A 14,311-nucleotide genomic window follows, 5' to 3' on the forward strand; every position below is an offset into this window, starting at 1 on the left:
GCGCTGGTCCCCCTCCCCGTGCCGGGGAGGATTTGCGACAGGCTACTCACGCCGCGATCCCCACATAGCCTTCGCTCTCGAGCTGCTTGGCGAGGTCCTTGCCGCCCGAGCGGACGATCTTGCCGTCCGCCAGCACGTGGACGAAGTCCGGCTCCACGTAATCGAGCAACCGCTGGTAGTGCGTGATCAGCAGCACCGCCTTGTCGGGCGCGCGCATGATGCGGTTGATGCCGTCGCCGACGACGCGCAGTGCGTCGATATCGAGCCCCGAATCGGTCTCGTCGAGGATCGCGAACTTCGGGTTGACGATGCCCATCTGGACCATCTCGTTGCGCTTCTTCTCGCCACCCGAAAAGCCGACGTTCACCGGCCGCTTGAGCATGTCGTAGTCCATGCCGAGCAGATCCGCCTGCCCGCGCGCGAGCTTGAGGAACTCGCCACCGGAAAGCGGCTTCTCGTCCCGCGTCGCACGCTGGGCGTTGAGCGCCTCGCGCAAAAACTGGACGTTCGACACGCCGGGAATCTCGACCGGATACTGGAAGCCCAGGAACACGCCCGCCGCGGCGCGCTCGTGCGCCTCCAGCTCGAGCAGGTCGACGCCGTCGAACGTCACCGAGCCCGCCGTCACCTCATAGCCGGGCCGCCCGCCGAGCACATAGCCCAGCGTCGACTTGCCCGCCCCGTTCGGCCCCATGATGGCGTGCACCTCGCCCGCGTTCACCGCGAGCGACAGGCCCTTGAGGATTTCCTTGCCGTCGATCTCGGCGTGGAGGTTTTCAATTTTTAGCATCATATTTTGCCTTCTCGAACTTGCTTTGCAAACCATCGCTCAGTCGAGCGCTCGTAAGCAGCAAGTAGTTCTTCATAGCTTGGCGCTCGACCAAGACGTGAAATCAACCAATCACGCATTGAGCAATCCGCATCTTCATCGGTGTATGCATCAATAGCATCTCGAAGAGCGCCTGCCCGGCGAGCTGCTGCAATCCGCGCATCCGACTTATCCTTAACCAGTGAAAGATCACCGAGAACGTTAGAAGCACGCAATCCGAGAATATGAGATTTCAGATCATATTCTTCAGCTGTCTCAGCTAACGCGTTTGCCACAGCCTGCCCTTCGCAGAGGCGCTCTTCCAGATCAGCAATTGCATCGGCAAGGCGACGTTCAATCGTCACCCCACGGAGCCTTCCAACGAAATCCCCAGCAGCTTCTGCGCTTCCACCGCGAACTCCATCGGCAGCTGCTGCAACACCTCCCGCGCAAAGCCATTCACGATCAGCGCCACCGCCGCCTCCTGGTCCAGCCCGCGTGACATCGCGTAGAACAGCTGGTCCTCGGAGATCTTCGACGTCGTCGCCTCATGCTCGATCTGCGCGGACGGGTTGCGGACCTCGATGTACGGCACGGTATGCGCGCCGCACTGGTCGCCGAGCAGCAGGCTGTCGCACTGCGTGAAGTTCCGCACGCCCTCCGCGGTCGACGCGACGCGCACCAGCCCGCGGTACGTGTTGTCCGAACGCCCGGCCGAAATCCCCTTAGACACGATCGTCGAGCGCGTGTTCTTGCCGAGGTGGATCATCTTCGTGCCGGTATCGGCCTGCTGGCGATTGTTCGTCACCGCGACCGAATAGAACTCGCCGACCGAGCCATCGCCGAGCAGCACGCACGACGGGTATTTCCACGTGATCGCGCTGCCGGTCTCGACCTGCGTCCAGCTGACCTTCGAGTTCTTGCCCTGGCACAACGCGCGCTTGGTGACGAAATTATAGATCCCGCCGACACCGTTCTCGTCGCCCGGATACCAGTTCTGCACGGTCGAATACTTGATCTCGGCATCGTCGAGCACGACCAGTTCGACCACCGCCGCATGCAGCTGGTTCTCGTCGCGCATCGGCGCGGTGCAGCCCTCGAGATACGAGACGTACGAACCCTTGTCCGCCACGATCAGCGTGCGCTCGAACTGCCCGGTATTCTCCGCGTTGATGCGGAAATAGGTCGACAGCTCCATCGGGCAGCGCACGCCCTCCGGGATGTAGACGAACGTGCCGTCGGAGAAGACCGCCGAGTTCAGCGTCGCGAAGTAGTTATCGCGCTGCGGCACGACCTTGCCGAGCCACTTCCGGACGAGCTCGGGATATTCCTTGATCGCCTCGGAGATCGAGCGGAAGATCACGCCCGCGGCCTCCAGCTCCTTGCGGAACGTGGTCGCGACCGAGACGCTGTCGAACACCGCATCGACCGCGACGCGGCGCTTGGGCGTGCCGTCCTCGTTCAGCGGATCCTCGACCACGCCCGCCAGCATCTTCTGCTCGCCGATCGGGATGCCGAGCTTCTCGTAGACGCGCAGGATCTCCGGATCGACCTCGTCGAGCGACCCGAGCTTCGGCTTCGCCTTGGGCTCCGCGTAATAATACGCGTCCTGATAATCGATCGGCGGCACGTTGAGCTTCGACCAGTCGGGCGCCTCCATCGTCTGCCACAACGCGAACGCCTTCAGCCGCCAGTCGAGCATCCACTGCGGCTCGCCCTTCTTGGCGGAAATGAAGCGCACCGTGTCTTCCGACAGACCCTTGGGCGCGAATTCCTGTTCGATGTCCGAGGAGAAGCCCCACTCGTACGTCTTGTTCGCGGCGGCGTATGCCTCTGCGTTCCGGGTAGCCATCATTCCATCTCCGCCGCGGCGCGGCTCTCAAAAAACTCTGCGATCTCTGCGCCTCTGCGCGAACAAGAATCTTTGCGCGCAAAGGCGCAGAGAGCGCGGAGGAAGGGGTAAGGCGCTGCGCGCATCATGCGGGCACCTGCGAAAGGGGGGCTTGCGAAAGGCTGGCAAGCGACACACCGGCGAGCGCACCGCGGACTGCGCCGTTGACGGCGTTCCAGTGCGGTTTCACGCGGCAGCTCTGGTCGATGCAGCAACCCTGCGATGCGCCGTCGACGCACGCAGTCAGCGCGATCGGGCCTTCGACGGCCTCGATGATGTCGGCGAGCGAGATCATCGCCGGCGGTCGCGACAGGCGAAAGCCGCCGCCGGTACCGCGCGTGCTCTCGATAAGCCCGGCGGCGGACAGCCGGCTCACCAGCTTCTGCACGGTCGGCAACGGCACACCAGTCTCCTCGCTGAGCAGCGTCGCGTTCAGCCGCGCGATACCGCCACAATGACGCGCTGCGGCGCTCATCATCACGACCGCATAGTCGGCTAGGCTGGAAAGACGCATGGTGGCTTCGAAAGTCCAATCGGACCGATATGATCCGATTGGTCAAATGGGCTTTGTGCATTGCATCGTCAACCCGGCGGGCGATGCTAACGACTCGCAACTGGAGGCGGGTTTTCTGCCTCCCGCATGACCCGAAAGCTTGACTTCCCCCCTCCCTGGAAGGGAGGGGTCGGGGGTGGGTCGGCTGCTGATGCCAGGGCACGCCAACCAACCGACCAACCCACCCCCAGCCCCTCCCTTCCAGGGAGGGGAGCAAGAATGAACCTTCCCGACCGATGGAGGGAGCAAGGATGAGCAATGGCCTTCTACCACCCGATCCTCTTCCGCCTCGACGCCGAACGCGCGCATAGCCTGACCATCGCCGCGCTCGCCGCATGGGGGAAAGCCGGCAAGCCCCTAGCTCCGAACGTACCGCGGCTCGCGACGACGGTTGCGGGGATCGCCTTCCCCAACCCCGTCGGCCTCGCGGCAGGCGTCGACAAGGACGGCCGAGCGATCGACGGGTTCTTCGGCCTCGGCCTCGGCAGCGTCGAGATCGGCACGCTCACCCCGCTCGCGCAGCCGGGCAACCCGAAGCCCCGCATCTTCCGCCTCCCCGAAGACCGCGCCGTCATCAACCGCCTCGGCTTCAACAACGGCGGCCTCGATGGCGCGCTTCCCCGTGCGCAGAGCGCAAAGCGCAACGGCATCCTCGGCATCAACGTCGGCGCGAACAAGGATGCGACCGACCGCACCGCCGACTATGTCCACGGCGTCACCCGCGCCGCGCCGCACGCCGACTACATCACGATCAACATCAGCTCCCCCAACACCCCCGGCCTGCGCGATCTCCAGCACGGCGCAGCGTTGCGCGACCTCCTCGCCGCCTGCACCGCGGCAAAGGGCACCACGCCGATCTTCCTCAAGGTCGCCCCCGATCTCGACCCCGCCGACATCGACGACATCGCCCGAGCAGCCCTCGACAACCGCATCGACGCGCTGATCGTCAACAACACGACCATCTCCCGCCCCGGCCTGCGCTCGGCCAACGCCAAGGAAACCGGCGGCCTGTCCGGGGCGCCCCTCGCCCCCCTGGCCCGCCAACGCCTGTCGGACTTCCGCAAGGCAACGGGCGCAGCAATCCCGCTGATCTCGGTCGGCGGCATCGACAGCGGCGCCGAAGCCTATGCCCGCCTCCGCGCCGGCGCGAGCCTCGTCCAGCTCTACACCGCTCTGGTGTACGAAGGCCCCGGCCTCCCCGCCCGCATCCTCCGCGAACTGGATGCGCTGCTGAAGCGCGACGGCTTCACCTCCGTCGCCGACGCGGTGGGTATCGACGCCTGCTAATCCTCCCCCGCCAGGGGGAGGTGGCGCCGAAGGCGACGGAGGGGGAGGACACGGAACCGCGGCCATCACTTGCCGCCCCCTCCGACTGGCAAGCGCCAGCCACCTCCCCCTGGCGGGGGAGGATCGCGAGTTCGGACGGCGACACCGCTTGCCTCATACCCGAACCGCACTAGGCTCGCGCTCGATGAAGACCTCCCTCCTAGCGCTCGCCCTCCTCGTCCCCGCCGCCACCGAGGCGCGTCAACCCGCCCCAGCCAAAGACCAAGGCATGGTCAGCGCCGCCGACCCGCGCGCCGCCGCCGCCGGCGTCGAGATCCTCCGCGCGGGCGGCAGCGCCACCGATGCCGCGATCGCCACGATGCTCGCGCTCAACGTCGTCGAGCCGCAAAGCTCCGGCATCGGCGGCGGCAGCTTCTGGATCTCCCACGCCGCCAGCGGTGCACTCAGCACGATCGACGCGCGCGAAGAAGCCCCCGCCGCCGCCGACGCGCGTTGGTTCTACACCCCCGACGGCCAACCGCTGAGCCACAGGGACGCGGTCCCCGGCGGCCGCAGCGTCGGCATCCCCGGCGCACTGCGCGGCATGGCGCTCGCACACCGCGCCTCGGGGAAGCTCCCCTGGGCGCAGCTGTTCGCACCTGCGATCCGGCTCGCCACCAACGGCTTCCAGGCCACCCCGCGCCTCGTCAACGGCATGAAGTCCTACGGCGACCACGTCACGCCCGAGACCCGCGCGCTCTTCTCCGCCCCCGACGGCTCGCCAGTCGCGATCGGCGCGACGATCAAGAACCCGCAGCAAGCCGCCCTCCTCCAGCGCATCGCCACCCAAGGCCCCGACAGCTTCTACGTCGGGCCCCAGGCGCAGAAGATCGTCACCGCGGTCAACACCGCCGCGCGCAATCCGTCGAAGATGACGCTCGGCGATCTCGCCAGCTACGACGCCAAGAACCGCCCGCCCGTCTGCGTCAAATACCGCGTCTACCGCGTCTGCGGGATGGCCCCGCCCTCGTCCGGCGGGGTCACGGTATTGATGATCCTGAAGCAGCTCGAACGCTTCGACATGGCAAAGCTCGGCAAGGACAGCGCGCAGGCCTGGCACCTGTTCGCCGAATCCTCGCGCCTCGCCTACGCCGACCGCGACCTGTACGTCGGCGACCCCGATTTCGTCCGCGTGCCGGTACAGGGCATGCTCGACGCGAAGTACCTCGCGTCGCGCTCCGCCCTGATCTCACCCACCACGACGATGGCGAGCGTCGCGCCTGGCACGCCCCCCGGCGCCCCCGCCCGCACCCGCGCCCCGGTCAGCGAAGTCACCGGCACCACCGACATCGCCACGGTCGACGCTAAGGGCAACGTCGTCGAAGTCACGACCACCGTCGAGGGCTATTTCGGCTCCGGCATCACGGTCGACGGCACCGTCCTCAATAACCAGCTCACCGACTTCGACATCGTGCCCGAGAAGGACGGCGCGCTCGTCGCCAATCGGGTCGAAGGCGGCAAGCGTCCGCGCAGCTCCATGTCGCCGACGATCGTCTACGGCCCCGACGGGAAAGTCCGGCTCGCGGTCGGCGCGGCGGGCGGCTCGACGATCATCGCGCAGGTGGCGAAGGCGATCATCGGCGTGGTCGACTGGAAACTGTCCGCGCAGGACTCGATCGCGCTCGGGCTGCTCTACGCCCCCGGCCACGTCGCCGCTGCCGAAAAGGGTACGCGGATCGAGGCGATGATCCCCGCTCTGGAAGCGCTCGGCGAAACCGTGCGAGTGACACCGCTCGGCCTGAAGGCAAACGCGATCGAGCGCGTCGCCGGCAAATGGGTCGGCGCCGCAGACCCCCGCAGCGAGGGCGTCGCGATGAGCCAGGACGGCACCGTCACCCAGATCCAACGCGTCGGCGCCCTCCAGCGCGCGCCGGAGTAACGACGAAACTCCGCCTCCCCGGCGAAGGCCGGGGTCCAGTTGGAAAGGTCGCAGTAACGACGCGCAAACGTCAATTAGCAACGCTTCCCAACTGGACCCCGGCCTCCGCCGGGGAGTTGCTAAGTCCGTGGCAGCGGTTGGGGTTGAGCCCCCGCCGGTTATGACGCACTAACCGTCCAACGCTCAGAATCGCGTCGTACAAGGCGCAACGGCACAGCGCCCAGGGAGAGACAATGGCCCGCCAGCTCGAACGATTCCCGAACCTCGTCACGATGTTCTTCACGCGCGCCGCGGAGAAAGGCGACGCGCCGTTCCTCTGGACCAAGACGAGCGGCACGTGGGTCGCCACCAGTTGGGCCGAAGCCGCGCGGCAAGTCGCCAGCCTAGCCACCGCCCTCACCGCGATCGGCCTGAAACGCGGCGACCGCGTGATGCTGGTCAGCGAGAACCGTCCCGAATGGTGCCTCAGCGACCTCGCGATCATGGCGGCTGGCTGCATCACGGTGCCGACCTACGTCACCAACACCGAGCGCGATCACCTCCACATCATCGAGAACGCCGGCGCCTGCGCGATCATCGTCTCGACCGCCAAGCTCGCCAAGACGGTGCTCCCCGCGGTGATCCGGTCGAACCAGGCGCAGACCGTCATCGGCCTCGAGGACATGAAGGTCCCAGCGTCGATCGACTTCCACAACTGGCACGCGCTGATCGCCGCGCACCAGACCGCGCCCGCAGCCGCAGCCGCCCGCGCCGACTTCGCCCGCGAAGACCTCGCCTGCATCATCTACACCTCGGGCACCGGCGGCGCCCCGCGCGGCGTCATGCAGCACCACGGCGCGATCCTCCACAATTGCGCCGGCTGTGCGTCCGTCATCTCGGAGGATTTCGGCTGGGACGACGAGGTCTTCCTGTCGTTCCTGCCCTTGAGCCACGCCTACGAACACACCGGCGGCCAGCATTTCCCGATCTCGCTCGGCGGCCAGATCTACTACGCCGAGGGCCTCGAAAAGCTCGCCGCCAACATCGAGGAGACGCGGCCGACGATCATGTTCGTCGTCCCCCGCCTGTTCGAAGTCCTCCGCACGCGCATTTCGAAGACGATCGAGAAACAAGGCGGCGCCTCCGCCTACCTATTGCGTCAGGCCCTCGACATCGGCGGCAAGCGCTACGCCGGCCGCCTCCGCCTGATCGACCGCCCGATGCAGGCGGCCGTCGCCACGCTCTTCAAGCCGAAGATCTCGAAGAAGTTCGGCGGCCGGTTGAAGGCGATGATCTCGGGCGGTGCACCGCTCAATCCCGAAGTCGGCCTGTTCTTCGAGTCGCTCGGGCTCACCTTCCTGCAAGGCTATGGCCAGACCGAAGCCGCCCCCGTCATATCCTGCAACCGCCCCAAGGCCGGCGTCCGCATGGACTCGGTCGGGCCGGCGCTCAAGGACACCGAAGTCCGGATCGCCGAGGACGGCGAGATCCTGGTCCGCGGCGAACTCGTCATGCATGGCTATTGGCGCAACGACGCCGAGACCGCGAAGGTCCTCAAGGACGGCTGGCTTCACACCGGCGACATCGGCGAGATCGACGACCGCGGCCGGATCCGCATCACCGACCGCAAGAAGGACCTGATCATCAACGACAAGGGCGAGAACGTCGCCCCGCAAAAGGTCGAGGGCATGCTGACGCTCCAGCCCGAGATCGCACAGGCAATGATCGCCGGCGACAAGCGCCCGTACATGGTGGCGCTGATCGTGCCCGATCCCGAGTGGACGCAGGAATGGTGCGCGGGGAACGGCGATGCCTGCAGCTTCACCCGGCTGGCCGAAAACAGCGAGTTCCGCACCGCGATCGGCCACGCGATCGAGCGGGTGAACAAGGACCTGACGGTGACGGAGCGCATCCGAAGGTTCGTGCTCGCGGACGGCCCGTTCACGATCGAGAACGAGCAACTGACCCCGAGTTTGAAGATCCGCCGCCATGTGCTGCGGCAGGTCTACGGCGAAAGGTTGGACGGCTTGTATAAGAGCTGAGCTAAGCCACCGTATGCAATCTGCACCCCTCCCTGAAAGGGAGGGGCCGGGGGTGGGTAGGCTAGCGAGTGGCGCCGACCTCAGCCACGATCGCTTCGGCGACGCCATCCGGATTCCCCACGACGTCGGAATTCCAGAACCGGATTACGCGCCACCCCAGCCCTTCGAGAAACGCAGTTCGCCGCAAATCATAATCTGACTCGATATGCTGGCTCCCATCGAACTCGATCGCAAGCTTCACGCTACGACAGGCAAGATCGACGATGCAGCGGCCGACCACAAGCTGGCGCGTGAACCGCGGACGGAAGCCTGAAACTCGATGCCAGATCAGCCGCTCAGCTTCAGTCGCCTGTGTCCGCAGACTGCGCCCGGTTAGTCATCAAAGGCACGACGCGAGCCATACTCAGGATGCTGGGCCATCATGATACGGACGGCAACCCACCCCCGGCCCCTCCCTTTCAGGGAGGGGTGAAGGATGGGCGGATTACTTGGCTGGCTTCTTCGCCGCAGCCGGTACGACCGCCATCGTCCAGTCCTTCTCCGGCCGCAGATACTTCGCCGCCGTCGCCTGCAACTCCACCGGCGTCGTCGCCACCAGGTCCGAAGCGATCCGCTGCGTCGCCGCGATCCGGCGCGGGTCGAACGTCGCCCCGCCGAGCTGCTGCAACCAGAACTGGTTCCCGGTCGAAGCGCGCAGGATATACTGCCCCATCGGCTTCTTGATCCGGTCGAGCTCGTCCGGCGCGATCGGCGTCGACACCAGTTCCCCTGCGATCTGCCGGGCGATCTGGAAGAAGAACGACACCTTGTCCGGCGCCACCTGCCCGATCGCCACCATCCGCCCGCCAGTGTTCATGCCCACCGGCCACTGGCTCGACACGTTGGGGCTGTAGCTTGCGCCCGCCGCCTGCCGCAGCCGCTCGAACAGCCGATCGCTGAACACCTGCGCCAGTACGTCGAGACGCCGCGCCTCGACGATATTGTCGATCCCGCCACCCGTCGGCCATGCGATCACCGCCGCCGCCTGGTTCTCAGGCCCGGTATGCGCGCGCATCACCGGAGTCGCGTTGTGCGCGGGGAAACCAACCGGCGCCCCGACCGTCGACACCGCCGTCCGCGGCTTCATCGCCCCGAACGACTTCGCCACCGCAGCGATCGCATCCTCGGTCTTAACATCGCCGAAGATCGAAACCTCGACCGGCCCGGTCTTCAGGATCGGCTCCCAGAACGCGCGGAAGTCCTTCGCGTTGAGCGCCTCGACAGTCGGCTTGGACGGCGTCCCCCAACGCGGATCGCCCGCACGTAGCAGACCCTCGAGATCGCGCGACAGCACGCCGTCGGGCGACGAATCATACCCCGCGAACCCTGCCAGCGCCGCGACCCGGGCACGCGCCACCGGCGCCGGATCCCAGGCCGGGAAGGCGAGCTTGGCCGCCATCAACCGCAACTGATCCGCATAATCCGCCGGCGACGTGATCGCGCTCAGCGTGAACGCATCGTCGTCGATCCCGAAGTCGAGACCGATCCGCCGCCCCGCCGTCAACTGGTCGAGATCGCCCTGGTCGAGCTTGCCGATACCCCCCGCGACCAGCGCGAGATCGCCTGCCCAGGCCGGCGTCGGCCGGTTCGAAGGGATCGCGGTATAGCCGCCGCCGAAGCGCACGCGCACATACACGCGCCCGGTCTCGCCGGCGTTCGGGAACAGCAGCACGCGCGTTCCATTGGCGAAGTTCACCTGCTCCATGTCGAACGCAGCGATTTTCTCGCGGCTGGCCACGACGCCCGGCTTGCCTAGCGACGGCAGCTTCGAGAAATCGACCGCAGCCTGCGCACGACGCTTGCCGGCCAGCCCAGAAACATCTGCCTTCAACGCGGTCGCCAGCTTGTTCGCAGCTCCCGCATCGGGGGTCTGCGTGTTCACCAGAGCGCGGGTAGCGGTGCCCTCGAAGATCGCCTTGCTCGACGCGAGCAGCGTCGCGGGCGTGAACATGCCCTTCGCCTTGGCGTCCTGCAAAATCTTGTACGACGTTTCCGGCCCGGCCACCGTCTCACGAATGTCGAGCGCGCCGACCATGTCGTCCGCCTGCTTGGCGCCCGCCTCGACCCGCGCGGTCTCGACACTGGTACGCATGATCGTGTCGAAATCGGCATATTCGCGGTCAACCTCGGCCTGGCTCGGCGCGTTGGTCTGCGCGTCGGCGATCACCGCGCGGACGTCCTTCAACGCCGCTTCCCAGTCGGTGCCGATCGGCACGATGTTGACGCTGGTCAGGTTCGCCGAGCGCGACACGTCGTCGATCGACACGCCGGCCTGGAGGAAACTGCCGCCCGCCCGCGCCCGCGTCTCCAGACGCCGGCTGATCAGCCGGGTGGCCAGCACGTCGACCAGCCGCTTCTGGTTCATGATCGCGGTGTCGTCCTTATACTCCCATGGGCGGACGACGCCGAGCGTCACCACCGCCGGTATCGCCGGCTCGGCGATCGTCGCGGAAACCGGCGCCTTCGGATCGGGCTTGCCGAAATCGGGCGCGGGCGTGACCGGGCCGATGCCCTTCCAGTCGGCGAAGTTCTTGACGATCAACCGCCCGAACAGCGCCGGATCCATGTCGCCCGAGATGATGACGACGGTGTTCTCCGGGCGATACCAGCGATCGTGGAACGCCTTCACGGTCGCGCCGGTCGCGGCCTCCAGCGTCTTGATGTTGCCGATCGGCGAGCGATCCGCGAGCGGCTGCCCGGCGAAGAACGTCGCGCGGATCGCATCGCCGAACCGCACCTGGGGCCCCGGCTGCTCGCGCTGTTCGGCCAGCACGATCGGGCGCTCGGCGGCGACCGACGCGTCGGTGATCGTCGGCTTTTCCATCATCCCGGCCATGATCTTCAGGCTTTCGTCGAGCCCGGCCTGGGTCGCCGAGGGAAGATCGAGCTTGAAGGTGGTCGATGTCGGCGTGGTCTGCGCGTTGGTATCCGAGCCGAAGGTCGCGCCAAACCGCTGCCACACGCGCTTCGCTTCGCCGTCGGGCACGTATTCCGACCCGCGGAACGAGAGATGCTCGATGAAATGCGCAAAGCCGCGTTCGCTGTCGGTTTCGTTCAGCGAGCCCGCATCGATCCGGACGCGTACCGCGACCTGGCCCGGCGGCACGCCGTTCTTGCGCACCGCGAACCGCATGCCGTTGGGCAGCGTCCCGAACTTCCACTCGGGATCCCGCGTGAGGTCGCTGCCCTTGTAGAGCCACGCGGTCGTATCGATTCCCGTCAGCTCGGGCAGCGTCGGCGCTTCCTTCGCCCCCGCGTTGGTGGGGGTGGAGGCGGCCTGCTGGGTCGCCATCTGGCCGCTCGCCGGTATGGCGAGGCCGAGCAGGACGGGGAGCAGGACGGGAGCGCGATACAAGCGCGATAAGGATACCATGACGCATCTGTAGCGTCCCCGCGCACGCATCGCCAGCGCCGCACAATCGAGGGTGGTCGCGCCCGCCATCATTTCGTCCAACACCGGCGGTATATCGTGTCCGAACAAGGGGATCGGCGCAGGCGACGCGCCAGGATGCAGGATAGAAATGACGGTGGAAGCCGAACTGGGGCACGAACTGGGCCACGAACTGAGGCAGTCTTCATTGTGGCGGGAATCGGGCGGGCCGGCAGTACGCCGCAGCGCCCGCGTGCCCGATCTGAACGTGATCTCGGGCGCACCCAAACCCGGCGCTCCGATGGTCGCCGAAGCCAACCGCCCGCTGATCATCCGCGTCGGCAAGCACCTGCGCGGCGTGTTCGACCGCATGATCGCGTCGTCCTCGCTGGTCGCCAACGACCCGGTGCTCGACGTCCGCGATTTCGCCTGGACGGCGGGCCTTCGCGAGAATTGGGCCGCGATCCGTGACGAGGCCGTCCACGTCGCGCTGCGAGGCGAGGCGTCCCCCAGCCTCGCGACGATCTCGCCCGATCACCGCTCGATCGCCGAAGTCGACAAATGGCGGTCGTTCTTCCTCTACGGCTATGGCTATCCGATCGAGGAGAGCCTCGCGCGCTGCCCCCACACCGCCGCCGCCGTCGCGCGCATCCCCGGCCTCAACAGCGCGTTCTTCTCGATCCTGGCGCCCGGCACGCACATCCCCGAGCATCGCGGCGTGACCAAGGGCCTCATCACCTGCCACCTCGGCCTGATCGTCCCGCGCGACGGCGACGTCCGGATGCGCGTCCACGACCGCGTGGTGCGCTGGGCGGAAGGCGAAACGCTCGTGTTCGACGACACCTACAACCACGAGGTCTGGAACGACACGAACGGCACGCGCGTCGTCCTGCTGATCCAGTTCGAACGCCCCCTGCGCAATCCCGGCAAGTGGATCGCCGACATCTTCCTCGGCATCGTCCGCCGCTCCGCCTTCGTCCAGGACGCGGTCCGCAACATCGGCAGCTGGAACGCCGCGGTGAAACAGCTCGACGTCTGACGCTTCTTGCTCCCCTCCCTGGCAGGGAGGGGCTGGGGGTGGGTCGGCCGCTTGGCGAGCGTGACGACCGTCACGAACCCACCCACCCCAACCCCTCCCTTCACGAGGGAGGGGAGCAAGAAAGGGCCCCGCCCCTCACCCCCCGAAAGAAACCGTTTCCCGTTCCCCGCTTGATCCCTCGCCCCCGCCGGGCCACATGCGGTGCATGCTGATCGAAACGGAATCCACCCCGAACCCCTCGACGTTGAAGTTCCTGCCGGGACGCGCCGTCATGGACGCCGGCACCCGCGACTTCGCCACCCCCGAGGAGGCCGAGACCAGTCCGCTGGCCGAGGCGATCTTCAATCTCGGCGACGTGACCGGCGTGTTCTTCGGCCGCGATTTCGTGTCGGTGACCGCCGCGCCGGGCGTCGCCTGGTCGGACCTGAAGCCCGACGTGCTCGCGATCCTGCTCGATCATTTCTCCGCCGCGATGCCGCTGTTCAAGCCCGCCCGCGCCGGTTTCTCGGTGCCGTCGGACGAGCCCGCGCTGTCCGACGATCCGGCCGACGCCGATATCGTCGCGCAGATCCGCGAACTGATCGACACGCGCGTCCGCCCGGCGGTCGCCAACGACGGTGGCGACATCGTCTATCGCGGCTTCGACAAGGGCAAGGTGTTCCTCCAGCTCCAAGGCGCCTGCGCCGGCTGCCCCTCGTCGAGCGCGACGTTGAAGAACGGCATCGAGCAGCTCCTCAAATACTACGTCCCCGAAGTCACCGAAGTGCGAGCCGTCTGATGCGCCAGAAACTCGACGATAGCGTCCTCGACACCGTCTTCCGCGACGCGCGTACCTATAACGGCTACACCGACGAGCCCGTCGCCGAGAGCGAACTGCACGCGATCTGGGACCTGATGAAGTGGGGCCCGACCTCCGCCAACCAGCTGCCAGCGCGCCTGATCTGGTGCGTCAGCGACGAATCGAAGCGGAAGTTGGCGGATGCGTGCAGCGCGCAGAACAAGCCGAAGATCCTGAACGCCCCCGTGTCGGTGATCATCGGCATGGACACCAATTTCCACGAACACCTCCCCGAGTTGTTCCCTCACGCCGATGCGAAGTCGTGGTTCGACGGCAATGCCGAACTGCGCGAGGCGTCCGCGTTCCGCAACTCGTCGTTGCAGGGTGCGTATTTCATCATCGCCGCGCGGATGCTCGGGCTAGATACCGGGCCGATGTCGGGCTTCGACGCGGGCAAGGTCGACGCGGCGTTCTTCCACGACACGCCGGCGGTGCGGACGAACTTCATCTCGACGCTAGGCCACGGCGACCCCGCGACGATCTACGCCCGCTCGCCCCGCCCCGACTTCGCGAAGTTCAACAGCATCGCTTGAGGCGGGACCTGCTC

Annotated in this window: 12 protein-coding genes; 6 read left to right on the forward strand and 6 right to left on the reverse strand. The window is 66.8% G+C overall.

The genetic code is table 11. The features are described 5' to 3' along the window. Positions 1–46: 46 nt before the first annotated feature. The 4 genes from sufC to H8S47_RS15715 form a co-directional block, all read right to left on the reverse strand. A complete protein-coding gene (gene sufC / locus H8S47_RS15700; RefSeq protein WP_121903654.1) occupies positions 47–790 on the reverse strand; it encodes a Fe-S cluster assembly ATPase SufC in 744 nt (247 codons plus the stop codon). Continuing rightward, a complete protein-coding gene (locus H8S47_RS15705) occupies positions 790–1,173 on the reverse strand; it encodes a hypothetical protein (protein WP_187504728.1) in 384 nt (127 codons plus the stop codon). The genes sufC and H8S47_RS15705 overlap by 1 nt, the downstream gene beginning before the upstream one ends. Next, positions 1,170–2,660: a Fe-S cluster assembly protein SufB gene (sufB, locus tag H8S47_RS15710; protein WP_187504729.1), complete on the reverse strand. Its 1,491-nt coding sequence runs from the start codon at positions 2,658–2,660 to the stop codon at positions 1,170–1,172. Before sufB ends, H8S47_RS15705 begins: the two co-directional genes overlap by 4 nt. Before the next feature lie 124 nt (positions 2,661–2,784). Further along, positions 2,785–3,213, reverse strand: a complete 429-nt coding sequence (locus H8S47_RS15715; RefSeq protein ID WP_187504730.1) for an SUF system Fe-S cluster assembly regulator — start codon at positions 3,211–3,213, stop codon at positions 2,785–2,787. A gap of 297 nt (positions 3,214–3,510) precedes the next feature. Here H8S47_RS15715 and H8S47_RS15720 point away from each other — a divergent pair, with 297 nt between their 5' ends. From H8S47_RS15720 to H8S47_RS15730, 3 genes are all read left to right on the forward strand, one after another. Continuing rightward, positions 3,511–4,539, forward strand: coding sequence for a quinone-dependent dihydroorotate dehydrogenase (locus H8S47_RS15720; RefSeq protein WP_187504731.1), 1,029 nt, complete (start codon positions 3,511–3,513; stop codon positions 4,537–4,539). A 184-nt stretch (positions 4,540–4,723) separates the two neighbouring features. After that, positions 4,724–6,457, forward strand: coding sequence for a gamma-glutamyltransferase (gene ggt / locus H8S47_RS15725; RefSeq protein WP_187504732.1), 1,734 nt, complete (start codon positions 4,724–4,726; stop codon positions 6,455–6,457). A gap of 233 nt (positions 6,458–6,690) precedes the next feature. Beyond that, positions 6,691–8,478: an AMP-dependent synthetase/ligase gene (locus tag H8S47_RS15730; protein ID WP_187504733.1), complete on the forward strand. Its 1,788-nt coding sequence runs from the start codon at positions 6,691–6,693 to the stop codon at positions 8,476–8,478. Between the two features lie 61 nt (positions 8,479–8,539). Here H8S47_RS15730 and H8S47_RS15735 read toward each other — a convergent pair whose 3' ends face one another. Together H8S47_RS15735 and H8S47_RS15740 are read right to left on the reverse strand one after the other, a co-directional pair. Beyond that, a complete protein-coding gene (locus tag H8S47_RS15735) occupies positions 8,540–8,839 on the reverse strand; it encodes an endonuclease domain-containing protein (RefSeq protein WP_187504751.1) in 300 nt (99 codons plus the stop codon). A 123-nt stretch (positions 8,840–8,962) separates the two neighbouring features. Then, a complete protein-coding gene (locus H8S47_RS15740; protein ID WP_187504734.1) occupies positions 8,963–11,890 on the reverse strand; it encodes a M16 family metallopeptidase in 2,928 nt (975 codons plus the stop codon). A gap of 298 nt (positions 11,891–12,188) precedes the next feature. Between H8S47_RS15740 and H8S47_RS15745 the strand changes: the two genes are divergently transcribed. The 3 genes from H8S47_RS15745 (at position 12,189) to H8S47_RS15755 (ending at position 14,297) form a co-directional block, all read left to right on the forward strand. Next, a complete protein-coding gene (locus tag H8S47_RS15745; RefSeq protein ID WP_187504752.1) occupies positions 12,189–12,926 on the forward strand; it encodes an aspartyl/asparaginyl beta-hydroxylase domain-containing protein in 738 nt (245 codons plus the stop codon). A 205-nt stretch (positions 12,927–13,131) separates the two neighbouring features. After that, complete coding sequence (locus H8S47_RS15750; RefSeq protein ID WP_187504735.1) at positions 13,132–13,704, forward strand: NifU family protein; 573 nt, start codon at positions 13,132–13,134, stop codon at positions 13,702–13,704. Then, entirely contained in the window at positions 13,704–14,297 is a 594-nt protein-coding gene (locus H8S47_RS15755; RefSeq protein WP_187504736.1) for a malonic semialdehyde reductase, read from the forward strand. Before H8S47_RS15750 ends, H8S47_RS15755 begins: the two co-directional genes overlap by 1 nt. Positions 14,298–14,311: the final 14 nt, after the last annotated feature.

This window comes from Sphingomonas albertensis (assembly GCF_014358075.1).
Taxonomy (GTDB): Bacteria; Pseudomonadota; Alphaproteobacteria; order Sphingomonadales; family Sphingomonadaceae; genus Sphingomonas; species Sphingomonas albertensis.

Coding starts and splice junctions, on each gene's coding strand:
- H8S47_RS15755 (WP_187504736.1), top strand. CDS start 13,704: ATGCGCCAGAAACTCGACGATAGCGTCCTCGACACCGTCTTCCGCGAC.
- H8S47_RS15745 (WP_187504752.1), top strand. CDS start 12,189: ATGGTCGCCGAAGCCAACCGCCCGCTGATCATCCGCGTCGGCAAGCAC.
- sufC (WP_121903654.1), bottom strand. CDS start 790: ATGCTAAAAATTGAAAACCTCCACGCCGAGATCGACGGCAAGGAAATC.
- ggt (WP_187504732.1), top strand. CDS start 4,724: ATGAAGACCTCCCTCCTAGCGCTCGCCCTCCTCGTCCCCGCCGCCACC.
- H8S47_RS15715 (WP_187504730.1), bottom strand. CDS start 3,213: ATGCGTCTTTCCAGCCTAGCCGACTATGCGGTCGTGATGATGAGCGCC.
- H8S47_RS15720 (WP_187504731.1), top strand. CDS start 3,511: ATGGCCTTCTACCACCCGATCCTCTTCCGCCTCGACGCCGAACGCGCG.
- sufB (WP_187504729.1), bottom strand. CDS start 2,660: ATGGCTACCCGGAACGCAGAGGCATACGCCGCCGCGAACAAGACGTAC.
- H8S47_RS15750 (WP_187504735.1), top strand. CDS start 13,132: ATGCTGATCGAAACGGAATCCACCCCGAACCCCTCGACGTTGAAGTTC.
- H8S47_RS15740 (WP_187504734.1), bottom strand. CDS start 11,890: ATGGTATCCTTATCGCGCTTGTATCGCGCTCCCGTCCTGCTCCCCGTC.
- H8S47_RS15730 (WP_187504733.1), top strand. CDS start 6,691: ATGGCCCGCCAGCTCGAACGATTCCCGAACCTCGTCACGATGTTCTTC.